Origin of the sequence: Proteus alimentorum (assembly GCF_002607735.1) — a bacterium.
Lineage (GTDB): Bacteria > Pseudomonadota > Gammaproteobacteria > Enterobacterales > Enterobacteriaceae > Proteus > Proteus alimentorum.
Window position 1 is genome coordinate 55,758 of sequence record NZ_NBVR01000043.1, and the last position, 26,038, is coordinate 81,795.

General features: G+C 39.0%; 27 protein-coding genes. 8 read left to right on the forward strand and 19 right to left on the reverse strand.

All coding sequences use genetic code 11. The features are described 5' to 3' along the window. The first annotated feature begins 30 nt into the window (after window positions 1-30). From sctF to B6258_RS16910, 5 genes are all read left to right on the forward strand, one after another. A complete protein-coding gene (gene sctF, locus B6258_RS16885; RefSeq protein ID WP_099076256.1) occupies window positions 31-285 on the forward strand; it encodes a type III secretion system needle filament subunit SctF in 255 nt (84 codons plus the stop codon). 23 nt (window positions 286-308) lie between these two features. After that, a complete protein-coding gene (sctI, locus tag B6258_RS16890; protein ID WP_099076257.1) occupies window positions 309-593 on the forward strand; it encodes a type III secretion system inner rod subunit SctI in 285 nt (94 codons plus the stop codon). Window positions 594-595: 2 nt separating this feature from the next. After that, window positions 596-1,363, forward strand: coding sequence for a type III secretion system inner membrane ring lipoprotein SctJ (gene sctJ, locus B6258_RS16895; protein ID WP_099076258.1), 768 nt, complete (start codon window positions 596-598; stop codon window positions 1,361-1,363). Next, on the forward strand, window positions 1,347-1,907 hold the full coding sequence (locus tag B6258_RS16900) for a type III secretion protein (protein ID WP_240531620.1): 561 nt from the start codon (window positions 1,347-1,349) through the stop codon (window positions 1,905-1,907). The genes sctJ and B6258_RS16900 overlap by 17 nt, the downstream gene beginning before the upstream one ends. A 779-nt stretch (window positions 1,908-2,686) precedes the next feature. Then, on the forward strand, window positions 2,687-3,118 hold the full coding sequence (locus B6258_RS16910) for a hypothetical protein (protein ID WP_099076261.1): 432 nt from the start codon (window positions 2,687-2,689) through the stop codon (window positions 3,116-3,118). 5 nt (window positions 3,119-3,123) lie between these two features. Here the strand turns inward: B6258_RS16910 and soxR are convergent, their stop codons facing one another. Beyond that, window positions 3,124-3,573, reverse strand: coding sequence for a redox-sensitive transcriptional activator SoxR (gene soxR, locus B6258_RS16915; RefSeq protein WP_099076262.1), 450 nt, complete (start codon window positions 3,571-3,573; stop codon window positions 3,124-3,126). Between the two features lie 214 nt (window positions 3,574-3,787). Here soxR and B6258_RS16920 point away from each other — a divergent pair, with 214 nt between their 5' ends. The 3 genes from B6258_RS16920 to B6258_RS16930 all read left to right on the forward strand — a co-directional run bounded on the left by B6258_RS16920 (window position 3,788) and on the right by B6258_RS16930 (window position 8,571). Further along, the gene (locus tag B6258_RS16920; RefSeq protein ID WP_099076263.1) at window positions 3,788-4,894 is read left to right on the forward strand and encodes an efflux RND transporter periplasmic adaptor subunit; all 1,107 of its coding nucleotides are present in this window, start codon (window positions 3,788-3,790) and stop codon (window positions 4,892-4,894) included. A gap of 12 nt (window positions 4,895-4,906) precedes the next feature. Next, window positions 4,907-7,984 (forward strand): MexW/MexI family multidrug efflux RND transporter permease subunit, encoded by a 3,078-nt coding sequence (locus B6258_RS16925; protein ID WP_099076264.1) that lies wholly within the window; start codon window positions 4,907-4,909, stop codon window positions 7,982-7,984. A gap of 182 nt (window positions 7,985-8,166) precedes the next feature. After that, window positions 8,167-8,571, forward strand: coding sequence for a hypothetical protein (locus tag B6258_RS16930; protein WP_129586869.1), 405 nt, complete (start codon window positions 8,167-8,169; stop codon window positions 8,569-8,571). A 111-nt stretch (window positions 8,572-8,682) separates the two neighbouring features. Here B6258_RS16930 and B6258_RS16935 read toward each other — a convergent pair whose 3' ends face one another. The 18 genes from B6258_RS16935 to yddG all read right to left on the reverse strand — a co-directional run bounded on the left by B6258_RS16935 (window position 8,683) and on the right by yddG (window position 25,631). After that, window positions 8,683-9,009: a DMT family transporter gene (locus B6258_RS16935; RefSeq protein WP_004245856.1), complete on the reverse strand. Its 327-nt coding sequence runs from the start codon at window positions 9,007-9,009 to the stop codon at window positions 8,683-8,685. 84 nt (window positions 9,010-9,093) lie between these two features. After that, on the reverse strand, window positions 9,094-9,510 hold the full coding sequence (locus tag B6258_RS16940) for a DMT family transporter (protein WP_099076266.1): 417 nt from the start codon (window positions 9,508-9,510) through the stop codon (window positions 9,094-9,096). Between the two features lie 35 nt (window positions 9,511-9,545). Then, window positions 9,546-10,250, reverse strand: a complete 705-nt coding sequence (locus B6258_RS16945) for a hypothetical protein (protein WP_099076267.1) — start codon at window positions 10,248-10,250, stop codon at window positions 9,546-9,548. Between the two features lie 17 nt (window positions 10,251-10,267). Further along, the gene (locus B6258_RS16950; protein ID WP_099076268.1) at window positions 10,268-10,912 is read right to left on the reverse strand and encodes a phosphate propanoyltransferase; all 645 of its coding nucleotides are present in this window, start codon (window positions 10,910-10,912) and stop codon (window positions 10,268-10,270) included. Next, a complete protein-coding gene (locus B6258_RS16955; protein ID WP_099076269.1) occupies window positions 10,912-11,427 on the reverse strand; it encodes a BMC domain-containing protein in 516 nt (171 codons plus the stop codon). The genes B6258_RS16950 and B6258_RS16955 overlap by 1 nt, the downstream gene beginning before the upstream one ends. 13 nt (window positions 11,428-11,440) lie before the next feature. Next, window positions 11,441-12,391, reverse strand: coding sequence for a choline TMA-lyase-activating enzyme (gene cutD, locus B6258_RS16960; protein WP_099076270.1), 951 nt, complete (start codon window positions 12,389-12,391; stop codon window positions 11,441-11,443). A 100-nt stretch (window positions 12,392-12,491) separates the two neighbouring features. Beyond that, window positions 12,492-15,920: a choline trimethylamine-lyase gene (gene cutC / locus B6258_RS16965; protein WP_099076271.1), complete on the reverse strand. Its 3,429-nt coding sequence runs from the start codon at window positions 15,918-15,920 to the stop codon at window positions 12,492-12,494. 56 nt (window positions 15,921-15,976) lie between these two features. After that, window positions 15,977-17,125 carry a 1-propanol dehydrogenase PduQ gene (locus B6258_RS16970; RefSeq protein ID WP_099076272.1) on the reverse strand — a complete coding sequence of 383 codons (1,149 nt, stop codon included), beginning with the start codon at window positions 17,123-17,125 and terminating at the stop codon, window positions 15,977-15,979. Between the two features lie 7 nt (window positions 17,126-17,132). Further along, on the reverse strand, window positions 17,133-17,396 hold the full coding sequence (locus B6258_RS16975; protein WP_064721253.1) for a EutN/CcmL family microcompartment protein: 264 nt from the start codon (window positions 17,394-17,396) through the stop codon (window positions 17,133-17,135). Window positions 17,397-17,422: 26 nt separating this feature from the next. Continuing rightward, window positions 17,423-19,090, reverse strand: coding sequence for an acetaldehyde dehydrogenase (acetylating) (locus B6258_RS16980; protein WP_099076273.1), 1,668 nt, complete (start codon window positions 19,088-19,090; stop codon window positions 17,423-17,425). Between the two features lie 73 nt (window positions 19,091-19,163). Then, window positions 19,164-19,442, reverse strand: a complete 279-nt coding sequence (locus B6258_RS16985) for a BMC domain-containing protein (protein ID WP_006536328.1) — start codon at window positions 19,440-19,442, stop codon at window positions 19,164-19,166. 14 nt (window positions 19,443-19,456) lie between these two features. Further along, window positions 19,457-19,741 (reverse strand): BMC domain-containing protein, encoded by a 285-nt coding sequence (locus B6258_RS16990; protein WP_006536329.1) that lies wholly within the window; start codon window positions 19,739-19,741, stop codon window positions 19,457-19,459. A 20-nt stretch (window positions 19,742-19,761) separates the two neighbouring features. Next, entirely contained in the window at window positions 19,762-20,040 is a 279-nt protein-coding gene (locus B6258_RS16995; RefSeq protein ID WP_004249182.1) for a BMC domain-containing protein, read from the reverse strand. A gap of 678 nt (window positions 20,041-20,718) precedes the next feature. Beyond that, the gene (locus tag B6258_RS17000; protein WP_099076274.1) at window positions 20,719-21,237 is read right to left on the reverse strand and encodes a FidL-like protein; all 519 of its coding nucleotides are present in this window, start codon (window positions 21,235-21,237) and stop codon (window positions 20,719-20,721) included. Continuing rightward, window positions 21,237-22,097: a transcriptional regulator gene (locus tag B6258_RS17005; RefSeq protein WP_099076275.1), complete on the reverse strand. Its 861-nt coding sequence runs from the start codon at window positions 22,095-22,097 to the stop codon at window positions 21,237-21,239. The genes B6258_RS17000 and B6258_RS17005 overlap by 1 nt, the downstream gene beginning before the upstream one ends. Before the next feature lie 26 nt (window positions 22,098-22,123). Continuing rightward, window positions 22,124-22,711 (reverse strand): TetR/AcrR family transcriptional regulator, encoded by a 588-nt coding sequence (locus tag B6258_RS17010; protein ID WP_099076276.1) that lies wholly within the window; start codon window positions 22,709-22,711, stop codon window positions 22,124-22,126. A gap of 465 nt (window positions 22,712-23,176) precedes the next feature. Further along, window positions 23,177-24,451: a bifunctional O-acetylhomoserine aminocarboxypropyltransferase/cysteine synthase gene (locus B6258_RS17015; RefSeq protein ID WP_099076277.1), complete on the reverse strand. Its 1,275-nt coding sequence runs from the start codon at window positions 24,449-24,451 to the stop codon at window positions 23,177-23,179. A gap of 265 nt (window positions 24,452-24,716) precedes the next feature. Further along, window positions 24,717-25,631, reverse strand: a complete 915-nt coding sequence (yddG, locus tag B6258_RS17020) for an aromatic amino acid DMT transporter YddG (protein ID WP_099076278.1) — start codon at window positions 25,629-25,631, stop codon at window positions 24,717-24,719. Window positions 25,632-26,038 lie beyond the last annotated feature (407 nt).

Below are 26,038 nucleotides of genomic sequence, written 5' to 3' on the forward strand. Positions count from 1 at the left end.
ACTTAGAATTAATCCTAGAGGACTAATATTATGCCAGCCTATCCTGTTGCCGATGATGTAAGCTCTATCAATAAAGTTGATGATTACTTCCAAGAGCCCGTTAAAAATCAAAGTGATGCATTAAAAACTGCATTAGAGGCATTAAAAGCAGATACATCGAATGCCGCCGCATTAGCCGATTACCAAGCCAAACTTGCTGAATATAATATTACACGTAATGCACAATCAACATCTATTAAAGTTATCAAGGATTTAGCAATGAGCATTATCGGTAATATGCGTTAGTTTTTATTTCATGGAGGCTGTTTATGGCAATTACACCTATTGTTCCTGTTCATTTAGCAACATTATCAACCGATAAAAGCACGAGTGATGATAATTTATCTTCAATGATGGTAAAAAGCATTACGAGTGGTTTTCAATATGAAAAACAGATCCAAGAAAAGTTGGCTACATTAAGTCAATTAAGTGATGCCCAAAGTTACACTGAGCTACAAACAACACTTAACGACTATACAATTACAATGAATTTAGCGAGTACTTTAGCCAGAAAATCACTGAATATCGTTGAAACATTGCTCAAGGCTCAATAGCAATGAAAATGCGATATGTGTTATTAGCATTGTTATGTTGCCTGTTTCCATTATTAAGTGGCTGTAAAGATCAATCTTTACTGACCAATTTGGATCAAAGACAGGCAACAGAAATTCAAGCAGTTTTACAAAAGCATCAAATAACGAGTACACGTACTGCATTAGGGAAAGGGTTATTTGATGTTTCGGTCAAAAAAGAGGATATAGGGATCGCTATTCAGATCTTAAAAGAATATCAATTACCCTCACTCTCCCGTATTGAAGTTACTCAGTTATTTCCATCAGATGCATTGGTATCATCACCCCAAGCAGAAAAAGCCCGTTTAATTTCAGCTATTGAGCAGCGATTAGAACAATCATTACTTACAATTGACCATATTATAGATGCGAGGGTACATGTGAGCTATCCAATAGCCCCCACTGAACGCGTTATTCCAACACCACATGCTTCAGCTTTAGTTTTTTATGAAGAAGGTATGCTGGATAATGATCAGTTGGGCGAAGATGTTCGCGCTTTTATTCATAATGCCTTTAGTAATATGGATGAGAATAATATTACCGTTTTGCTGTATCCAAGAAATATTAATAAATTCAATCTAATAAACAATAGATTACTTCAAGATAATCCTAATTCATCTTTTAACGCTTGGTTATTTCCCAGCTTGTTATTCGTCATTATTGTCACCGTCATTGTTATTGCAACGGCATTAATAATGTATCAACGTAAAAAAATACAGAAGGCAGAGAGCAATAATGAATCTAACACCTGAACAATTTGAAACCATATCTAAGGTAATGTATGAACCTCTTAGTTATATTCATGAAGATTATTCTGTATTAGCGTCAAAAGAAGAAAGTGTGATATGGCAAAAATTAGCTAATCGCCAATTAATCCAGCAATATCAACTTATTAATCAGCTTGATTGCGATATTGATATTATCGTAGAAAAAATTTTTACCCATTGGACATTACTCCCTCGTTGCGCTTTATTTTTAGGCTATTTTTATTCTCGAGAGACCCTTTTATTATCGGGGAATTACTATCGTCTAGGATCCCCATTAAAAGCATTCTTATCCCTTTATCCTGTTTTAACCAGAGATAAAAATGTCGTGTCTTCACTTAAAGTGACGGATCCTATTAGCGTTGGTTATCAATTATTGTTTGATTTTATTCATTCAATTTCAGCCGCATTAGCTCAACGTTTCACATTGCTGTTTGCACCACAATCATCACCGATTGATCGTTCCCTGCCATTCTTTTTATCCCGTTCACTTTTTCTTTTGGTATTAGATTATGCTGCGCTCGCTGTCTAAAGATCTTTTAACATACACTCGTGAAGGTGTATTAATACGGGCTCGCTATGTTCGGCGGCTTGATAATATATATAAAGCTGAATTAGCAGCCAAACTTGCGACAAAAAAAATTCTCCGAGATTTTAATGATAAATTAGATGCACATAATAAGGAGATAGCAAATCAAGCTTATGGTAAAGGATTACAAGCATTATTAGGGGATATATTAAAATTCTCAATTCAATATCAAGAGCAACTGGTAGATTATGAATTTCAACAAAGAGAGCAAATAATTGCCACAATTGCTCAATTTTTTGACTCNCAAGCATTATTAGGGGATATATTAAAATTCTCAATTCAATATCAAGAGCAACTGGTAGATTATGAATTTCAACAAAGAGAGCAAATAATTGCCACAATTGCTCAATTTTTTGACTCACCAGAAATACAAATAGAACTTACACACCGTTTAATTTCGGCAATACCTCCAGAGAAGAAAATTACACTAAACGTTCCTACAACGCTACGCCCTTATCTTGAGAAAGGGCTAAATAATATTAATATTGAATTGATATCTCATAACAATAAAACTATTGCTATTCATGTCGGTGATCAAGTGACTTTTTTTGATCCCGCACTGTTACTCCATGATTTAAAAGCACAATTCCACCAACCTTTTTCTGAATCTTATCAAGTAACATTGACTCAAGAAATTAAAGAGGCTTTGCTGAAATTTATTAATACGTTTGATATATCAGATGATATACATCCTCAAATAGAAACATCCAGCGAGGGTAATAATGAAGATTGATACTTTAAAAACACAAACTTTATATGAGCCACAACCTCATTCTTCTGCATCAAAAAGCATCGAAAATAAGGAATTAGACCCTTTAATGACGACACTAAATCCTATTTTTTACCAACATTTAAAAACGACCAACGTGAATACAGTCAAAGATATCCTAGCTTTATTAAACCAATTTGATGTTAAAAATGAAGGCAATCAAACTTTAAAAGAAAAACGCCAAGTCACACTATTAATGTATGCTCGCCAAGAAAGCGAGTTAGAAAATAGTGATAATAAAGAGGCGATTAATCAGGCTTTGATTTCACTACTTTCTTACCAAGGTTTTTATCACCAATTTACACTCGACTTATTAGGTATGACTGATAACCAAGAAGACTATGAGGGATTTTTTAAACCTGATAGTGCTTCGTTTTCATTTTAACTGGATTATAGTATCTGAGGGCCTGCACCTTTTTCACCTAAAATATCATCAGGGTTTCGCAATGGGCAGTCACTTAACGATAAACACCCACAACCAATACAGTGATCAAGCCCATTTCGTAAACGTTTAAGCCGTCGAATTCGCTCATCTAATCGCACTTTCCAATCCGTTGATATTTCATGCCATTGATCCGCCGTTAATTTACTGTTTGGTGGATATTTTCCTAATATTTCCTGAATTTCTTTTAGTGGGATCCCCGTACTTTGAGCGGCTTTGATAATGGCCACATAACGTAATACAACTGGTGGGTAACGACGTTGATTACCGGCACTTCGATAGCTTTCTATCAATCCTTTTTCTTCATAAAAATGTAACGTTGAAATCGCAACACCGCTACGTTTTGCTACTTCGCCGACAGTAAGTGCTCTATTGAAATCTATTTTCTCTTTTTTCATTTTCTGCTCTTTTCTATTTTCCGCTTGACCTCAACTTAACTTGAGGTTTTATAGTCCGCTTCTCAAATTAAGTCAAGCCAGTGGGATGCGGGTTTTTGTATTCACGATTGTTAATGAATGATTTATCGCAATAACAAATAGCCGTTATTTCAAAGCACTGTGGCAATCCAATAAATAAAAATAGAAAAACGCTCACTACGGGATAAGCAATAATATGAATAAAAAACTCACTCTTACTGTTTGTGCCTCACTTTTTTTACTCAGTGCAGGTGCGGCAGTTTATGCAACAACATCCTCTGATGAAGATGCATCACAGCAATTTGCTTACCCACCCACTAAAGTGGCATTAACAACCGTACAATCATCAAAATTACCTAATAATATGCAAGGTGTTGGAGAACTAGAAGCCGCACGCCAAGTCTACTTATCCGCAGAAACTAATGGCCGTATTGCCGTGATTAATTTTGAGTCAGGACAAACGGTTAAAGTGGGTCAAGTTTTAGCTAAATTAAATGATGAACCTGAACAAGCCGAATTATTACGTTTACAAGCGCAATTAACCAACGCAGAAAAACTCTATTCCCGAACAAGACAACTTTATCGTAAAAATATGGTAGCAACAGCGCAAGTAGATAGCACGTTATCAGAGCGCGATATGATTTCGGCATCCATTCGTGAAGTGAAAGCGCGAATTGCACAAAAAGCCATTAAAGCCCCCTTTGATGGCATTGTTGGGATAAAACTTGTTCATGAAGGGCAATATCTTCATGCGGGTGAACGAGTTGCTTCTCTCGTTGATGCAAGCCATTTAAAACTCAATTTCTCCCTTGATGAACAAGCTGCACCAAAAATTTCAACAAAGCAGCCCATCAATATCGAGGTCGATGCTTATCCAGAGATGGTATTTACAGGCGCTATTAATGCCGTCGATCCGCTTATTGGCCCATCACGTACAGTGCAAATACAAGCTGTTTTACCGAATACTGACAATAAATTAAAAGCGGGCATGTTTGCTCGTGTTCAAGTTACTTCTCCTGATAGTCCGATGGTATTAACCGTACCAGAGACGGCAGTCACTTATACTGCCTATGGAGATACCGTGTTTGTAGCGCAATCTGACAATCAAAAAAACCTTATCGCTAAGCGTGTCTCTGTGAAAGTTGGATTGCGCTACAACGGCATGATTGAAATTAAAGAGGGTTTATCCCTCGGCGAAAGTGTCGTTTCATCAGGGCAAATTAAGTTAAGTGATGGGATCTCAATTGAACCCATTGAGCAAGATACATTAGCGTTGGCTCAATCAGCGACAACAAAACCATAACGGGAGCTAATAATGAAATTTACCGATATTTTTGTTCGGCGCCCTGTTTTGGCATTAGTGGTTAGCACACTCATTTTTTTACTGGGTGCATTTGCATTCAGTAAACTGCCCATTCGCCAATACCCAATGTTGCAAAATTCAACCATAACGATTGCAACAAACTACCCAGGAGCATCATCTGAACTGATGCAAGGGTTTGTGACACAACCGATCACACAAGCCGTTTCCTCTGTTGAAGGCGTGGATTATATTTCCTCTTCTTCTGTACAAGGAAAAAGCTTAGTCACTGTCAGAATGGAATTAAACCGTGATCCTACTCAAGCCTTAACGCAAGTGATGGCGAAGGTAAATCAAGTACGCTATAAGCTACCTGAGCAAGCCTATGATCCTGTTATCGAGCTTTCATCTGGCGAATCTACGGCGGTAGCTTATGTGGGATTTTCAAGTGAGCAACTTTCTATCCCTGAACTCACTGACTACCTTTCTCGTGTTGTTGAACCGATGTTCTCATCCATCAATGGCGTTGCCAAAGTGCAGGTTTTTGGTGGACAACAATTGGCAATGCGCCTGTGGTTGGATGCAGACAAACTGGCGGGTCGCAACTTAATAGCGAGTGATGTCGCTGAGGCAGTACGCCGTAATAACTATCAAGCAGCACCCGGAAAAGTCGAAGGTGAGTTTGTGATTGCCAACGTTTATGTCAATACGGATCTCACTAATGTCGAAGAATTTAAAGACATGGTTATCAGTAATGATGGCAATAATCTTGTCCGCTTACGTGATATTGGTACTGTTGAGCTAGGGGCTGCCGCCACTGAAACCAGCGGTATTATGAATGGTAAAAAAGCCGTCTTTTTAGGGCTATTCCCTACACCAACAGGTAATCCGTTAGTGATTGTTGATGGTATTCGCGAACATCTTGTTGATATTCAAAAAACCTTACCGCCTAGTGTCGATGTTGAGCTTGCTTTTGAAACTTCACGCTTTATCAAAGCTTCTATTAACCAAGTAGTACAAACATTAATTGAAGCGATTTTAATTGTTATTGCTGTTATTTATCTCTGTCTGGGATCGTTTCGCTCTGTTCTTATTCCTGTACTTGCCATTCCATTATCGATGTTAGGTGCCGCAGGTTTAATGCTTGCCTTTGGTTTTAGTATTAATTTGCTCACGTTACTAGCAATGGTGTTAGCCATTGGGTTAGTTGTGGATGATGCGATAGTGGTTGTTGAAAACGTGCATCGCCATATTGAAGAAGGATTATCCCCTGTTCAAGCGGCTTTAGTGGGGGCACGAGAAGTGGCAGGCCCAGTTATTGCAATGACCATCACGTTAGCAGCAGTTTATGCACCGATTGGTTTAATGGCTGGATTAACAGGTGCATTATTTAAAGAATTTGCCATAACATTGGCAGGCAGTGTGATTGTATCCGGTATTGTGGCATTAACCTTATCACCGGTGATGAGTTCATTAATGTTAAAACCCAAAGAAAATGAAGGCAGAATGGCTAAAATGGCCGAGTATGTCTTTGATAAGTTGGCTCATTACTATAGTTGCGTCCTCCATTTTTCGTTAGCTCATCGCTGGTTAACCCTCGTTTTCGCTTTAGCTGTGTTTGTCAGTTTGCCGTTTTTATATAGCCAGACAAAGCAAGAGTTGGCACCATCCGAAGATCAGGCAAGTGTCTTAACTGCCGTAAAAGCACCACAACATGCAAATCTTGCCTATGCTGAACGCTTTAATCAGAAGCTTGATGAAATTTATATGAGTCTGCCTGAAACAGATAGTACATGGATCATCAATGGCACTGATGGCCCTTCTGCCAGCTTTGGGGGCATTAACTTTGATGGTTGGGATTTACGTGATCGCAATGCAGATCAAATCCAAGCTGATTTGCAAAACCGCGTCAATAATGTTGAAGGAACCAGCATTTTTGCGTTCCAATTAGCCTCGTTACCCGGCTCTGTGGGGGGATTACCTGTACAAATGGTATTACGTAGCCCGTTAGGTTATCCCGTTTTATTTGAAACAATGGAGCAAATCAAACAACAAGCACGAGAAAGCGGTCTGTTTGTCGTGGTGGATAGCGATTTAGATTACAACAACCCTGTCGTTCAAGTCGCCATAGACAGAGCGAAAGCCAATAGTTTAGGTATTCGTATGCAAGATATTGGTGAATCACTCTCACTATTAGTGGGTGAACACTATATCAATCGTTTTGGTATAGATGGTCGCTCTTATGATGTGATCCCACAGAGTGTACGTCATCAACGTTTAACACCAGCAGCACTTGCAGGGCACTATGTTCGCACTCAAGATAACGTATTGATTCCATTATCAACGGTTGTCAATATTACAACGCAAGTTGAACCCAATAAACTCACGCAGTTTAATCAACAAAATGCCGCAATATTTCAAGCTATTCCTGCCCCCGGTGTCACCATGGGGCAAGCAGTCGCATTTCTTGAAACTGTGGCAGACTCATTACCCGCAGGCTTTAGCCATGACTGGCAATCCGATTCTCGCCAATTTACTCAAGAAGGAAATACATTAGTCTTTGCCTTTATCGCAGCACTGCTCATTATTTATTTAGTGTTAGCGGCACAGTATGAAAGCTTGGTCGATCCTTTGATTATCTTAATTACGGTTCCATTATCAATTTGTGGTGCATTAGTGCCATTAGCCTTAGGTATGGTAACGCTCAATATCTACACGCAAATTGGTTTAGTTACCCTAATAGGACTTATCAGTAAGCACGGAATTTTAATGGTGGAATTCGCTAATGAATTGCAAGTTCATAAAAACCTAAGCCGTCGTGATGCCATTATTGAAGCAGCAAAAATACGCTTACGTCCTGTATTAATGACCACTGCGGCAATGGTTATTGGGCTTATTCCACTGTTATTTGCCAGTGGTGCTGGCGCGAATAGCCGTTATGGGTTAGGGCTGATTATCGTATCAGGTATGTTAGTTGGCACACTGTTTACCCTGTTTGTCTTGCCAACCATGTATAGTTTTTTAGCGCGAAACCATCAAGTCAGCGCTCAAACTGAGCGCCAAAAACAGTTACAGCAAGTCCAAGAGTTGTAGGCCTACAAAATAAAAAGCAATTAAAAGCAGTAATGTCGTCGAAACATCCCCATTGTATTCACAATGGGGATGTTATATTTAATATTATCAAGATAGACTCTACTTAATTATTGATTTAATTAAAGTTAAGGAACAACATTATGTACAATTGCTATCTCTATATCCGTATTTGGGAAAATAAAATGATTATTCGAGATATAGAAACACACAAAGAAGTTGTCGAGTTAGCAGAAACCCCTTTTACAACACGCCGTTTATTAATAGGAAATATGATATCTGCAGGAAAAACATTAAATACAGGTGTAAAACGCCTTTTGGCTCCTATTCCTTTATGGTGGCACATTCTCCCACCTAACTATATTGTTATGGTGCATCCCAAAAGTATGTTAGAAGATGGACTATCTTCTGTAGAATCAAGAGCTTTTCGGGATCTCACTCAATTCATTACACCTAAACGTAAGAAAGTAATGGCTTATGTCTGTTCGCATCCGGATGATTTAACTGATGATTTTATATTAGAACTTATGCAAACTGATTCTAAGTTTTTTAGTTCAAATAAGAAAAACAACAATAAAATAATTAACTAAAATTATAGTATTAAAATACGATATAATAGTTTTTATATTTCAAAAAATAGAAACACGGATCCTATTTCATATAGCACCCCGTGTTTCTATTAAGACTAATTAATAGTGTAGTTACATCGTAGAGAATGTATTCATAATTATCCCGCCAGAGATAATTAATGCCATTGAAAATATAGCGGGTAAGTCTGGTTTTTGTTTATATAAAATCATAGCAACTAATGTTACACCCACAATACCAAATCCACACCACAGTGAATACGCTACACCAACAGGGATATATCCCATTGCACGTGTTAAGGCAAAATAACAAATACAGTAAGCAGCAATCACTAAAACCGAAGGCGCTAATTTACTAAAGCCATTGGTCTTTTTGATCATAGACGTGCCTGTGATTTCAGAACCGATAGACAGTGCCAGCCATAAGAATCCGGTAAACATAATTTTTATCCTTATTTATTTTAATAAAATATTTATTTATCAAAGAATATTTTTATTAAAAAATAGATTTATTAAGAAATAGATTTATTTATTAACTGGCGATGCTGCCTGTTTAATATTAGAAGCTTCCGTTGTCTCTTCTTCCTCTTCTTCTGATCCCATTTTGGAGAAGAGATTCATAATCACAATACCACTGGCAATAACGGCCATACCTATCATTGCTGCAGTGTCGGGGTGTTGACCATAAAACAACATACCTAAAGAAGAAACCACTAATATACCGGTACCAGACCATGTTGCGTAAGCTAAACCCACTGGAATATTTTTTACTGCGCGTGATAATGAGTAGTAACAAATAACATAAAGAACAACAATTAAGCCTAATAATAATGTTTTAGTTGTACCTTCACTATTATCAAACATTTTTAAGGTAGAGGTTGCTGAGGTTTCTGAGATAATAACCGCCAGCATCCAAAGCCATGATTTAGCTTTTGGTGACATAATAAGACTCCTGAGTTATCAGATATGATTTAAAATTAATTTTTCAAACTTTTTAAATATTCAATAGCAGAATCTGTCAATTTATCTTGCGATAAATGATATTCTCCAGGCTTATTCATTACTTCATTTAAAGTAATATAGCGATTATTATTCTCTTGTTTAATTTCAGGTTTATATTCAGGTTTAACTTGATGGCTAACGTCATAATTTATTAAATTAGCTTCAACATCATTTATAGGGTGAAACATAATACCCATTGATTTTAATCGGCTAATATTTTCCTGAATAAGCAGGTTATACTCTTTATTTTTATTTAAACCTAAAATCTCATTTAATTCACTTTCTGGTTGGCAAAAATAAGGTAATGCAATAACAGGAATATTTTGAGCCAGTGCAGAATGAATTAACTTCCCTTCTTCACTGATAAATAGCCCGTTAATAATTTCACCCACCAGCTTTTTATCAAAATAAGGAACAAACAGTGCGTGGTAAGTCGATAACTGCTGGCAATCGAACTCACTCGCGTTATGCATTTCTCCTAGATGACGCCATTTCGACAAATCATGACTGACTTGTGCCTGTGTTGTGACAAAAAGAGAAAATCGAATATGAGAAAACGTGTTGATACGTTGACAGATTTCATCTTGGTATCCCGGTGCAGGTGTAAGCGCTAACAGCACCGACTTTTTCATTCTTTTTTCTATTTCAGCCACTATCCTTTCAATTAACTGATTGTCCATTACGCCACCTCATTGCCTTAGCTGACAATAAATACGCTATCGTTGTTACGAAGTCCTGCTGCATTGGCCTCATCAGTATCTATATGAAATTCCAAAGCAAATTTCTCACTAACGCGAACAACGACCTCATCAAAAATCAGGCTACGCTCACCTTCTGTTTTAATATGGACTTTTTGCCCATTGATAACGTTTAACATTCTGGCGTCAATTTCACTCATATGAATATGACGTTGAGCGCAAATCACTTGCTCTTTTAATTCAACATGACCCGCAGGCCCCATTAAAACAGCATTGCCAGAACCGACTAAATCACCCGATTCACGTACTGGTGCTTTGACACCTAAAGCAAAACAGTCCGCTTTTGAAATTTCTAATTGGCTTTGTGGACGAACTGGCCCTAAAACACGCACTTTACTGATCGAGCCTTTAGGCCCTACAACAATCACACACTCTTTTGCTGCAAACTGACCTGGTTGTTTAAGATCTTTAAACGGGGTGAGTTGATAACCTTTGCCAAATAATGCTTCAACATCTTGTTGTGAAAGATGCACATGACGATTAGAAATACCAACAGGGATAGCCATTTCTTGCGTCTCTCCCAACATCACGCCATGTGCGGGTAAGCGAGAGAGAATTTTTCCCATGAGTTGTTGATTAATCATTATTTTTTACCTTTACGGCTCTCTGATTTGATCTCTTTTTTACTGCTTTGTGCTTTATCTGTCGCGGCCTTAGTTTCAGAAGCAATATTTTGAGCCTGTAAATCTGCAACTGCTTTTGTGACTCCAAGGCTCTCAATTTCATTTTTAACAGGGGCTTCAACGATTGTTTCAACGACTGTTTCAACAACTTTTTCAAGCGCTGCCTCTTGCGTTTTTTCAGCAACGGCAGGGGCTTTTTTCTTGCTTTTCACTGACAGTAATTTAGTAATAACACTTGGCTCTGGTCTTGCGATCACTAATGATCCAATCACTAACTCTTTTTGGCTTACGACATCAACACCATGATCAACCGCCGTTCTTACTGCGCTGATCTCACCCTGAAAACAGATTGATACCAAGCCAGATCCTACTTTTCGGTATCCGATAATTTCTACGTTTGCGGCTTTACAAGCAGCATCTGCCGCTTGAATAGCTGCGGTTAACCCTCGTGTTTCAATCACACCTAAACTGTTCATCTTTCTCTCCTACTTAGTGACGGACAAGACGGATATCGAAATCAAATTTCTTAAAGAAGGCTTCTAAACGGTCTAACTCTTCTGGCGTATAACTGGGATCGGTTTTTATCGGATAGATCATTTCCAATTTTTCGTACTTATTACGTCCAAATTGGTGATAAGGAAGAATATCGATACGCTGAATATTGCCGCGTTTGGAGAGTTCCATTGCGTAGTTAATTGCTCCCGTGATCGCATCATAAGAGTCGTTATAACCTCGCACTAAAGGCATACGGATCACCACATTTGCACCGAGATCCATTAAACGCTCTAGATTACGGCGGACATTCTCATTACCAATGCCGAATAACGCTTTATGTTGAGTGGTATCAATGTGTTTGATATCAATCAGAAATTGATCAACAACTTCCGCTAATTTTTCATAATTCGCCACATTAGTCGTCGCTTGTGTTTCCACTGCGGTATTGATCATCATCTTTTTACATTCTCGTAAAAGCGCAACCGCAAAATCAGTTTGTAAACTCATTTCACCGCCACCGATTGTGACACCACCTCCCGAAGAGATGTAAAAGTCATAATCTTGCATGATGACTTTCATTAACTCAGAGACAGAAACATCTTTTCCCATAATATCAAGCGCATCAGAGATACAAACTTCTTCACATTTGCGACAACCGATACAATCAACAGCGCGATCAACACGATGAACTTGTTTACCACTTTCATTGGTTGTCATGTAATGCACACCCGCCGGACAAACATCAACACATTTACCGCAATCTACACATTTGTCGTGAGAGTACATCACCTGAAATTCACTGCTAAGACCTTCTGGATTTGAACACCAAGGGCAGCGGATATTACAGCCTTTTAAAAAAACGAGAGTACGAATACCATCACCGTCATAAATAGAGTATTTCTGGATATTAAATATCCGACCTCTTGTTTCTGCCGCCGTCTCCATCTTTACGCCTCCAAATCTGCATCAAACATCCCTGTTCGATAAATTTAAATCTTGTCTTGTCGATTAAAAGGGATAGCTTGTGCCATCCCTATGGCTATGATTAGAACTTCTCAATCACAGTACGACTGATAATTTCATCCTGAACTTCTTTACATAATTCAACGAAGTAAGCACTGTAGCCAGCAACACGGACGATTAAGTCACGATATTTTTCAGGCTCAAGTTGCGCTTTTTTCAGTACTTCATTATCAACATAGCTAAATTGCATCTGGCCGTTACCCAGAATTGAAGCCGTTCTTAATAAGGTAATTAAACCTTGGCGTCCTTCATTGGTATCTAACAAACCTTTCAGGAATTTGAAGTTATGAACCATACCGATGTTCATGGTTTCAACATTCATCTTACTGATAGATTTGATAATCGCTGTTGGGCCATGTTTATCAGCGCCTTGTGTTGGGCTGATACCATCGGATAATGGTTTCCATGCAAAGCGACCATTTGGTGTGGCAGCCGTTAATTCACCAATTGGTGTATTGTTAGAGATAGACAGCGTGCCGTGGCTCAGAGTCGAATAGAGCATTTTGTATTTACGACATTCACGCTCTGTCCATTCCGTAATATCTAACGCATATTGGTCAACAACATCGTCGTCGTTACCAAATTTCGGCGCATTTAAGCAGTCACGTAATAACTCATCATGGCCTTCAAAGTTAGCTAATAGCGCATCACGGATTTGCTCTAAGGTGTATTTTCTATCTTCATAAACAAGTTTGCGAATGGCCGCCATTGAGTCCACATAAGTCGCCAAACCTGAGAAGATAAGACCTGGACCATGATTAACCATTGCACCACCCGCAGTGACGTCTTTACCTTGTTCCATACAGCCTTCAACCAGCAGAGACATTAATGGTTTTGGTGCAACATCGCGGTGAACACGTTGGCTGATCACAGTACCAATTGCGGATAAACGAACGATATGTGCCACTTGCTCTTTTACAGCGCGATCGAAATCTTCATAAGTACGCAGGTCACGTAAATCGCCGGTATCTAAACCTTGGTAGCTATCAAACAACACCATACGACCACGATTTAATACAAACTCAATTGCGATAGGCCATTGGGTATAACCAGTTGATGTCCACTGATAAATACGACCTGATTTTTGTGGCTCTACACAACCCATTAAGCAGTAGTCTCGCGCATCTTCAAAATCGAAGCCTTTACGTAGCATCATCTTGATATGAGAATCATCGAAGTGACAGGCTGGGAAACCCATACCCGCTTTTACTACATCAACGATTTTTTCCATATATTGCTGTGGTGATTGGTTATGGATACGACATGCGAGTGAGGGTTGATACACTTTCACAAAGCGCACTGCATCCATAATCAGGTAAGTTAAGTCGTTACACGCATCGCCACCAGAACGTTTTTGTCCACCAATGGTTAAGTTGATAAAAGGTTGATAACCCGCAAAATATTTCGCGCCTAGCTCACTCGACATCCACATTAACTCAGCACACTTGATGATAAAGGCTTGCATCATTTCCAGTGCTTGTTCACGGGTTAAACGGCCTGTTTTGATATCGTTTTCATACATTGGGAAGCAGTATTGGTCTAAACGACCTAAAGAAAGACCGGTTTGGTTTTCTTCTACTTCAAACAGTGATTCCACCGTCCAAATACTTTGCAGTGCTTCTTGCAGTGTTTTTGGTGGGTTAGCGGGTACGTTTTCGTTGACTTGGGCAATCGTCAGTAACTCTTCTCGACGTTGTGGATTGCTCTCTTTTGAGGCTAACTCACGCGCATGTTCGGCAATGCGATGTGCGTAAGCAATCACACCTTCACAGCTTTCAATAGACGCTTTATAGAAGTAGATACGGTCGATATCAGCAGGATTTTCCATGCTTAATTCAGCCAGTTTTGCTTGCGCATCGGCTTTAATACCGTTCATACCCTTAGTGAAAAGCAATACGTCATAACCTGGGCAAGTATCACCACCACCATTGATTTGGTGATAAGAAAGGTCACTGACAAAGGTTTCACCACTAAATTCCCACACACCTGCTTCGCGATATTGTGCTTCACAGATCTCATCTAAAGAACGACCTTCCCAGAATGGAACAATCTCTTCGCGAATAACTTTTTTGTCTTCTTCTGAAATTTGGAACGGATCTTGTGGACGTGTGCTCATGGTATCGAGTTCATCACGAACCCAACGCCATGCGATATCAGGAGAGAAAGCACCCGCACGCGCCTTTCCACAAGGATGTCCAACAATCAGCTCTTCATCTTGAATTAAGATAGGTGCGGTTTCACATGCACGACGAAATGCTTTAGCGCGCAGTAAAATCGGTGGTAAACCCGGGTTATTTCGGACAATTTCAGTAAATGCTAATGCTCTATAAATAGAGACACTTGGGCGTGCTTCTAAATAGCGATTACGTAAGCGTTGTAAGCGAGGTGTTAAACCTTCCATCACTTTGAATTCGCCTGCATCAGCGCTTGGTGCAACAAAGTTTGCAGAAGGTGCAGCGTATTGAGGTTGTGAATTCACACGACCATTATATAAACGCACTTGCAGTGAACTGTGTAAGGTTGACAGATTAGCACGCGCTGATAACAGCATCGCTGACAATTCGTTAATGCTGACACGCGGATCGTTGATATCAACACCTTGAGTCATGGCATCGAACATTGGATAACCATCAATTTCTTTGGTTGCACGCACTTCTGAAAGCTCGGCTAATTTCAGCCATACGCTTTCAACAATTTCATACGCTTGTGCTTGTGTTAAACGACCTTGGTCGATATCACGTTGATAGAATGGATAAAGTGCTTTATCAAATCCCATTGGATTAATGGCATAGCTACCATTTTCCAGATGTAAGACTAATTGCAGTAAATAGAATACTTGAACCGCTTCTTTAAAGGTTTCTGCTGGTTTTGCAGGGACTTTACGTAAGATTGCTGCACTATCTAATAATTCGGCTTTACGGTATGGATTACCTTCCATTGCCGCTAAATTCTCTGCTTTTGCAGACAGAATTTGTGCAAAATACAGTGCTGCATCACATGCATAAATGGCTGATTTACAATAATTAGCCTCGTCCATACTGCTACGATTTACAGCACTACCAATGCTTCTAATTCTGTCTTCAAGCTGTGCTTTGATGGCTAAGAAACCTTGGTTTACCACCAGCATATAATCAGGTGATGCAACGCTATTGTTAATACTTAAGAAGCGATAGATAGAGTCGCTACGCACTTCTTCTTCAGTGTGAAAAATTGCACCGCGTGGTGTTGATGACTGGCTGCCGATAATCAGTTCATCTTGTGCAATATAGCTTGGAAAATGGCGGATAAACTCATAAAAACGTTGTGCAGGTTTAATCGCTTGTGGAACACCCGCAATGCTGTTGTCTAATGAATCAAAAATGGTTGCACGCTCTGTACTGATTGAGCTATTACGTGAAACTAAACGTTCTGCCAGCATTTTTACGCGTGGCGTCAAAGAATATTTGGCCATGTGAGGCTCTCCTGATGTTCTTTACTTGACCTAATCGGTATTAATTCGGTTGAGCATTAACTGTGTGATACACCGGCAAATGCCTGACGATACAATGTTTCTAATTGGTGTGTGTTCACGTCACGCGGATTTGTCGGCGTACAGCTATCTCGTAAAGCCTGTCCGACCATTTCCGTTAAACGGGCATAAAAGTCCGCTTCACTGACACCGGTATCGCGAATACTCTTCGGCATACCCATTTCATCTTTCAATACATTAATGGCGACGATTAAACTGGTTACCCCTTCTCTTACTGTGTTGGCTGGAAGCCCTAAACTTTGAGCAAGATAGGCGTAACGTTTCGCTGCTTCACTATTACAATCACCATGAAGATTGGCGTTAAAGGCGATGACATGTGTCATCAATAACGCATTTGCACGACCGTGAGGAACGTGGAATACACCGCCTAATGCGTGGGCAAGACTGTGAGTAATACCCAGCGAGGCGTTAGTAAATGCCATGCCAGCAATACAAGATGCGTTATGCATTTTTTCGCGAGCAAATAAGTTGTCACCTTGATGGTGGCAATCAATAAGATGACCAAAGACTAACTTGACGGCTTTCTCTGCCATCGCATCAGAAAAATCAGATGCCGCTTTAGAAACATACGCTTCGAGTGCATGGCAAAGGACATCCATACCAGTATCTGCCGTAATGGCAGGAGGCACAGATTTCACCAACTCAGGATCGAGAATGGCGACATCAGGCAACATAAACGCATCCACCAAGACCAGTTTTTCACTGCGTGATTTGATCACTGAAAAAGAGGTCACTTCAGAGCCCGTACCACTCGTGGTTGGGATCGCAATAAATTGCGGTTTTATTCTGTTGCTCTCTTTACGGGTATGCCAGAGGGAGTACATAACGGCTTTCGCGGCATCAATCACCGACCCACCACCGAGTGCGATAACCAAGTCTGGATAATGGGCATCCATGATCTTCATACCACTGACGATGGCTGAAATATCCGGATCTGACGCAACATCATCGTAAACTTGGAACTCGATACCCCGTTGCACTAACTTATCAGTGACTTTATTTGCAAAGCCAAACTTCACCATTGCTTTATCTGTCACCACAAATGCGCGGCGGGCAGTTAACCCAGAAAGAAAATTCAGTGCATTGGTGCCAAACTGAATTTGGGGTTTTATCAGAAACTCACTCATGTCGTTATTACTCCTTACTGTCCCGATAAACCTTCTCAACAATGGCAACCACTGACATCGCCTTGTAACGATCTTTGTTTAGTGCAAAGTACTCTTCAGCCAACACAACATCGTTGATACCTGCACCTACACTGTCCACTGCAACATACGTTTTGTTTTTCAGTGGTTTAAGCTCATCATCTAAAGTGGCAATCATTAATAAATTGCTACCTTTAAGCTCAGGGCTTTTTTGTGTCGCTACTACGTGTCCGATTACCTTTGCGAGGATCATGGTTTATATCGCCTTATATCAATGAGTTATTTACTCAGACGTCCGAGAACTTCCTTGATAATGCGTTCCACGTTTTCTTCGGTAATATCGCCTTGTTCAATCACTTGCTGCGCACAAGCACTGACTGTCGTCGCATAAGGAGATGCACCAAAACGATCATCACCTTGAGTTTGACGTTGTGCAGTGGCACATTCAGCATGAACAGGCGTTAAAGAAGGTGAACGAAAACGCTCATCATCAAGAATGCTGGTCTGGTGATTTGCGCTAGAAACAGCACAAGCAGAAACAGCAGGTTGAGCCACTTCTTGTGCTAAAGGACAAGGTTGTTTCAACTCTTCAACCGTACGCACGCCATAACCTACTTTACGAATATTCAGTAAGTTCATTGGGCCTACGTTGTCAGAGCTAGAACCGCCACCAACAGCACCGCAACCTAAAGTAAGTGCAGGAGTAATATTGGTTGTTGCACCGATACCGCCTAATGCCGCAGGGGTATTAATCAGAATACGGTTAACGGGTTTTTCTAAAGAGAATTGACGAATAACATCTTCATTTTTGGTATGAATAACTAAGGTATGACCTAACCCTTCGTTAGTCAGTAATTGCACCACGCGATTACACGCTGATTGCCAATCTTCTTCGATATACATGCCTAAGATTGGGCATAATTTTTCGCGTGAATACGGGTTTTTCGGTGAAACGGTATCTTGCAGTGCGATTAATACACGCGTATTTGTGGGTACACTAAAACCTGCACGCTGACTTAAATAAATCGCATCTTTACCCACAACCGCAGGGTTAATGGTACCGTTAGCACGCAGTAACATAGAAGCCACTTTAGTTGCTTCTTCGTCATTCATAAAGTAAGCACCTTGCGCTAATAGCTCGCGGTGAACTTCGTTATAAATGCAACGTTCGACGATAATGGATTGCTCTGATGCACAGATAACGCCGTTATCGAATGTTTTACTGGTGATGATATCACTCACTGCTTTTTTGATATCGGCACTACGTTCGATAAAAGCAGGACCATTACCTGGGCCACCACTGATTGTTGGTGTACCTGATGCATAAGCTGCACGCACCATACCTTCACCACCCGTCGCTAAAATTAATGACACATCTTTGCTGTGCATTAATTCTTTTGTTGCTTCCAGAGTCAGTAATGTCACACCATCAACAATACCTGCTGGTGCACCGGCTTCTAGCGCCGCTTTTTTAACAATTTCTAACGCACGGAAACTACACTGTTTTGCATTTGGATGCGGAGAGAAAATAATCGCATTACCCGCTTTCAGTGCAATTAGGGTTTTATAGATAATGGTTGATGTTGGGTTAGTTGAAGGAACTAACGCCGTGATAACACCTAAAGGCACGCCAACATCCATGACTTTTTTCACTTTATCGTCATTGATAATGCCAACGGTCTTCATGTCTTTCATATGTTCATACACACGCAATGACGCGAAGGTATTCTTCAGAACTTTGTCTTCCCACTTACCAAAGCCTGTTTCTTCGTTTGCCATTTTCGCCAGCTCTTCTGCATGACGAGCGGCTTCAAATGCAATGTGTTTTACAATACTGTCGATTTTTTCCTGCGAAAATTTAGCATAAACAAGTTGTGCATTTTTCGCGTTACGAACTAGCTCACGAGCCAGTTGTCTGGATTGCAAATCTTTATCTAATGCAACCATGTCTTCCCCCATACAGGAGTTAAAAAATTTAGCTGAATAACTTATTTCTTTGCTTTACAGCACGCCTGAATAATTAGGCTTTATGCTGTTGTGCGATTTTCTCGATATCGTTATGCGGTCTTGCAATAACACGAGAAGTCACTACGGTGCCGATACGTTTTGCCGCTTCAACACCTGACTCAACCGCTGCATTTACTGCACCGACATCGCCTTTCACCATTGCTGTCACTAAACCTGAACCGACGTTTTCATAGCCAATCAGTTCAACATTGGCTGCTTTGCACATTGCATCAGCAGCTTCAATGCAAGCGACAAGACCTTTGGTTTCAACTAGACCTAGTGCTTCTTTCATATTTATTTCCTTCGTTATTCAGTCACTTTGTACTGGGCAACGATTTTTTGAATATCGTTATGTGGACGAGCGATGACTAATGAAGTCACAACAGTACCAACACGTTGAGCAGCTTCTAAGCCAGATTCCACAGCGGCTTTAACGGCACCTACATCACCTTTCACCATTGCTGTCACTAAACCTGAACCCACATTTTCGTAGCCAATTAACTCAACATTTGCCGCTTTACACATCGCGTCAGCCGCTTCAATACAAGCAACCAGCCCTTGAGTTTCAATAAGTCCTAATGCATCACCCATACGTTCTCCTAAGGCAAAAACTATGCCTTGTGTTTGATAACAATCTTGTTGATGTCATTGTGAGGACGAGCAATCACGAGCGATGTAACAACTTCACCCACGCGTTGTGCTGACTCCACACCTGAATCCACAGCAGCTTTCACTGCGCCTACGTCGCCTTTCACCATCGCAGTCACGAGACCTGAACCCACATTTTCATAGCCAATAAGTTCAACGTTCGCGGCTTTACACATAGCGTCAGCGGCTTCAATACATGCCACCAGACCTTTGGTTTCGATCAGACCTAATGCATCACCCATTTTCATTTCCTCCGAGAAGCCGTTTAACGGTTTACGTTTGCCCATTGTGTCTGCGTGGTGATTTTTTAAACGCAGACGTTGGTTTCAAAATCACTATAGCGCTTAAAAATCAAAACAAAATATAAATCCACCATACGAGCGCATATAGAATTTAATTCTGCAATTTAGTGTTTTTTACCTCTCTATTTATACATCCATGCTGTTAATTTATTTTTTTCATCGTTATAAGTTTATTGATTTTTACAAAAAATAGATGAAAAAACAGGCGAATTAACTTTGTTAGAAGGATGTTGAAAAGGTGAAAAAAGGCAGTACATATCGACGAGAAAGATGTGCGGAATATCACTGATATTTCAATGTGAGATCAATAATTGAAAAAGGCTAAATCGAGTCTATATACAAATCGTGCTATTTTTTTGTTGATAACGTATTTATCAAATTTAAATCTTCACTACTGCGTATAAAAAACTGTGTATATAAAATAATGGTGAGTACTCTTCACGATAAAAGTTATGCAGATAATCTGTGCAAATCACGCAATAGCCTAAAGAGCTAAAATCAGGAATATGAGAGAAGATAAGACCAATTAAAGGGATGGGATATATTCAGTTTTAGATAAACAAAAAGGTGGCTATATAGAGGCCACCTTGCAAAAATAAGATCAGATGATCAGGACAATTAATCGAATTTACTACCCGGCTTTAAAGTACAAATATAGAGCGGTGAATTGAGCGAACTTAATAGTAATGTTTTCTCATTTAGCTTCTGCGCATTAATAAATAACCCATCATGACTGTCTGACATTTCACGCATAAAATAGTCAAAAATAACGTCTGGGGATTCATCAATTGATGATGCGCTCGCATCCCATTGGCTAACAAAATAGTGACGTTCTGTTGGTGAAACACGCTTAGTTGTATAATCAAATTTCACATAACGTTGTAAATACAGCCATCCTGCTTTTGAGGTGGTATAGCCTTCAACGACAATTGACCCTTTACCATTAGCACCAAATGAAAAATGAATATTACCATTTACATTTTCATCTTCCATATTTTCAAAACGCATAATGCCTTTGGTTGAGCAAACCATGACACCTTCATTTTTAACGGTTAATAATCTTGTTGCTGCATAAGTGGCGACCAAGATAAAAATCAGGGCCGATAAAAAACATAAAAGTTTCCCTGAGATTTTCATTAGTATTTCCATGAATAGTAAAAGTAATTGTCACAATAACTAAATGGATTATCTTCATTCTTAGCACAGTGCGCTAAAAATACGCGTCCCAATCCATTTGTTTGTAATTTATCACCATAAAAGAAAACAAATCGCTCACCTTTCACACACTGTAAATTAAGCTTCTTTCTTACAGCGTCAAAATTGCGAACATAATTATCACTTACCGCAGAATTAATCATGGCTTCATTAGAAAGCAACTCACAATCATTATGCGTTAATGGTGTCAGTGTAATTGGCTTGGATTGATGCTGATTAAAAAAGATGATCACAGCAAGAAATATCGCGCCAAATAAAAAACCGATGCTGGCTAAATACCAACAAATTTCTGGTTTCTGTGTTTTTTGGGGTGCTTCTTCTTGCGTTAACTCTAAAGGTGCCTGAGTTTGCGTTAAAGATAAAGATGTCGTTGTTTCAATGGCGACTTGATTTTCATCTTTAACTAAAATAGGCGCTTCTTCATTTGTTTGAATTGAAGGCAATAGCGTTGAATCATCAATGAGTTCAACTGAAATATCCGGATTAAACTCTAATCGTCCTTTCGCAATGGTCACAATGATATTTTCAATACCATAATGGCGAAATGTTTTTCGTAATAAACTCAAATATTGGTTTAAATTACTGTTTGATGAAACTAATCCATTATCATCCCAAACACGTTTTAAGACTTCATCACGATTAACAACGCCAGGATGCTGAATAAAATAAAAGAGTAACGCATTTGCGGTAATAGAAAGATGTGTATCAACACTCTCTTTTTCTAACGATATTGCGCCATCCGTTGCGTCGTAATAAATTGAGGCATTTATTTTGTATTTCATTGTGCCCTCATTCATCCTGATTAAAATTACTGATCTGCTGTGTTTGCTATATAGTCAAATGTCATCTCAGATAATCTTTCAACTAATGCGCTACGCTCTTCTTGTGAAATCGTAGGGCCTTCTGTTAATTCAGATAACCAAAGACCATCTGCGGCATAACGAATTAATGTACCTAAATAACTATTATCTAATTTATCGCCTTTGGCTAAATGATCTAACATCCAATCTCGCCAGCATTTACGCATAATAGGTTCGTTTGGCATTGCTAAAGACAGTATGGCTAATTGGCGACTTTCGTCTGACTGTTTTAAATCAGAAATATAAGTTAAATATGCGCGAGAAAAACGCCCTACTTCAATAGGATCATTTTCCATAATAACTGCAATGCGACTATCCATAATACCTAATAGCCGTTTAAATACTGCCTGCACTAATTCTAATTTCCCAGGGAAATGATGAAGTAGACCACCTTTACTTACCCCGGCTTCTTTTGCTACGGCATTTAAAGAGAGAGAGGCTATTCCTTCATTAGCCACAATAATGCTTGCCGCTTCCAATAATTGTTCTTGAACGCGAATAGGGTCTTTTTTTCGGTGATGCGCAGTGGTATTCATACATAGGATGATACCGACCAGTCGGTATGTTCCTTATTGATCGAAATCAATCTGTTTTCGACTGATCCTTATTATATGTAAATAATGGAGTTGACTTCACATTCCTTATTTATTCAATTAAATTATTTTTAAAAAAATAAAATAAATAAACAAATTTTGATTCAAATATCATAATCACCTAAGTAAAATAAAACAACAATTGATAATAATCAAAAATCAGTACTCATTAGAAATGATAATTTGTTTTTTATCAAAACGGTCATAGTTTTATTTACTCCTACATTTATACCTTCCATTTTTTTACATTAATAGAATTAGATAAATTCTCTTTTTTAATTTTAGTTAAAAAATCACACGTCATCTTTATGTATTAAAAACTGCATTTTACTTCTTATCAAAAAATGAAACATATAAAAACCACCTTCTTTATATTAAAGAAGGTGGTTTATTAACGAATAAAATTAATTAAATACTGCCTTTTAATGCTTGTTCTAAATCTGCAAGAATATCGTCAATATGCTCAATACCAATGGAAAGGCGAATTAAATCACGTGAAACCCCTGCACGTTCTAATTCTTCATCATTTAATTGGCGATGTGTCGTTGATGCAGGATGACATGCTAATGATTTTGCATCACCAATATTCACAAGACGAACAATGAGTTGTAATGCGTCAATAAATCTAGCCCCCGCTTCAGCTCCCCCTTTAATACCAAAAGAGAGAATACCCGCAGGTTTACCCGACATATAACGTAACGCTAAATCATGCTCAGGGTGATTGCTTAAACCCGCATATTTAACCCATGCAACTTGAGGATGATTTTGCAAATATTCTGCCACTTTTTGTGCATTTTCAGTGTGGCGATCCATACGCAATGCCAATGTCTCTAAACCTTGTAGAATTAAAAAAGCATTGAAAGGTGACAGCGCTGCCCCCGTTCCACGCAAAGGTGCAACACGACATCTTGCGATATAAGCAGCCGCACCAAAGTGCTCAACATAATTTACCCCGTGATAAGACACATCAGGTGTATTAAGTATTTCAAAACGATCTTTATGTTCCGCCCAAGGGAATTTACCTGAATCAACAACAATGCCGCCAATCGAATTGCCGTGGCCACCAATATATTTGGTTAAAGAGTGAATAATAATATCCGCGCCATGTTCAAAAGGACGGCATAAATAAGGGGTTGCAACCGTATTATCAACAATTAAAGGGACACCATGACGATGAGCGACATCGGCCAAGGCTTGAATATCGACAATATTTCCGCTTGGGTTTGTGATAGTTTCACAAAATACCGCTTTTGTTTTGTCGTTAATTAACGCTTCAAGAGCAGCAATATCATCATGAGGTGCAAAACGTGCTTCAATACCAATACGCGGAAAAGTGTGCGCCATTAAGTTATAAGTACCGCCATAAAGCTTAGCGACAGAAACAATATTGTCACCCACTTGTGCAATCGTTTGAATTGCATAAGTAATCGCTGCCATACCCGATGCGACGGCAACTGCCGCAATTCCCCCTTCTAATGCTGCAACACGTTTTTCTAATACGTCATTGGTTGGATTCATTATACGGGTATAAATATTACCGGGCACTTTTAAGTCAAAAAGATCCGCACCATGCTGCGTATCATCAAATGCATAAGATGTCGTTTGGTAAATAGGTACAGCAACGGCTTTTGTGGTTGGATCAGGTGAATAACCAGCGTGAACAGAGAGTGTCTCAAGTTTCATAGCAATTCCTTTTTTGTTGCATTTGTTCTTATCGTATTACTTATACTCTAAATAATTCGAGATGCAGCTAAGCTGACAAATAAATAAGCCATTAATCAGCAACGCTGTAACGTGAAGTATGATCAGTATAGATAAGCCGATATTTCCCTCATCGCATAGTGAAAAAATTTCAACTTACACAAATGCCTCTTTTTTTAAATAAAACCTATTGATCCAACAACCTCTATTTACATCAATATTTAACTTAAAAAACCTCTATTTTATGTTATTTGGCCATTTTAAGTGGTTTTATCGTTTTTTGACGCGTTGCTAACCAGCAAATTAAAGAGCCTCCAGTCACCATCAAGACGCCTTGCCAAAATGAAAAAGAGAGTGCTGTAGACAATAATATTGATGAGAATGCAGTAGAAATAACGGGGGTAAAATAAGAGAGTGTGGCTAATAAGGTCACATTACCTCTGATCATGCCGATTGTCCAAGCCGCATTTGCAAGCCCAATAGCAGCACCCGTTATTAATAATAGCGTGAGACTTTTTGTATTCACGATCCACTCTACGGGTGTTGAAAAAAGATATTGTCCCCACAATGCAAGTGACGTTAATAAAAAGAAAGGCACAATGCCGTTATTCCCGCCAGACATAAGTCGAGTCAAATTACTATAAAATGCCCATAGAATGGCACCTGAAAACGCCAATATATAGCTTAATGGATTGCTTTGAATATTTTTCCATAAACCGTCAATTGTCAGCGGATTATCGCCACTAACAACCCAGATTAATCCACTAAATGCACATAATAATCCGACCATCAGTAAAATAGAGAATCGCTGCTTATTAAGTATGACAGCAAGGGCTAACGTAAAACTAGGCCATAAATAGTTAACCATTCCTAGCTCTATGGCTTGCGTTCGGTCTGTTGCAAATCCTAAAGCCAGAGATAAACACACTTCATAAGTAACAAATAATAGGCCTCCCCAGAAAAGATAGCGTTTAGGAAAGCGTGATAACTTAGGTACACCTAAGATCAAAATAAGAAAGAGTGTGCCTGTGGTATAAATCAGTGCGGCACCTCCTACGGCACCAAAGTACTCACTGATATTGCGGATTAAGCCAACAATGGTGCTCCAAAGAAGAATAGCAACAATGCCATATAACGTTCCTTTTGATGAGCTAGATATCATTTTGTGCCTTCAGATTTAAGGTTTATTATCAGAGCCGATATTAAAACAGAACCAATGTAATTGCTTTAATTACTATCATGCAAAAATAAAAAGAAATCATGCAAAAATAAAAAGAAAAAATTTGAACAATGAAACATTTTGTTACAATTTACATTAAAAATAAAATATATTGATCTACTCTCCTTGATTGTAAAAAAAGGAGTATCCATGATAAATGAAAAAATTATGGTATCTAATTTCAAAAAAAAATGAATTAATATTATTTCTACTTTATTTTATTAAAAACAAATTTAAATCTATTATTTCTGTAAAAAACATTCTTCCACGTTTTTTTACTCTCATTGTGTGTAAAACTTTGTTTCACTCTGTAAATGTTTTCACCATAAAATAAATATTATGAAACATCA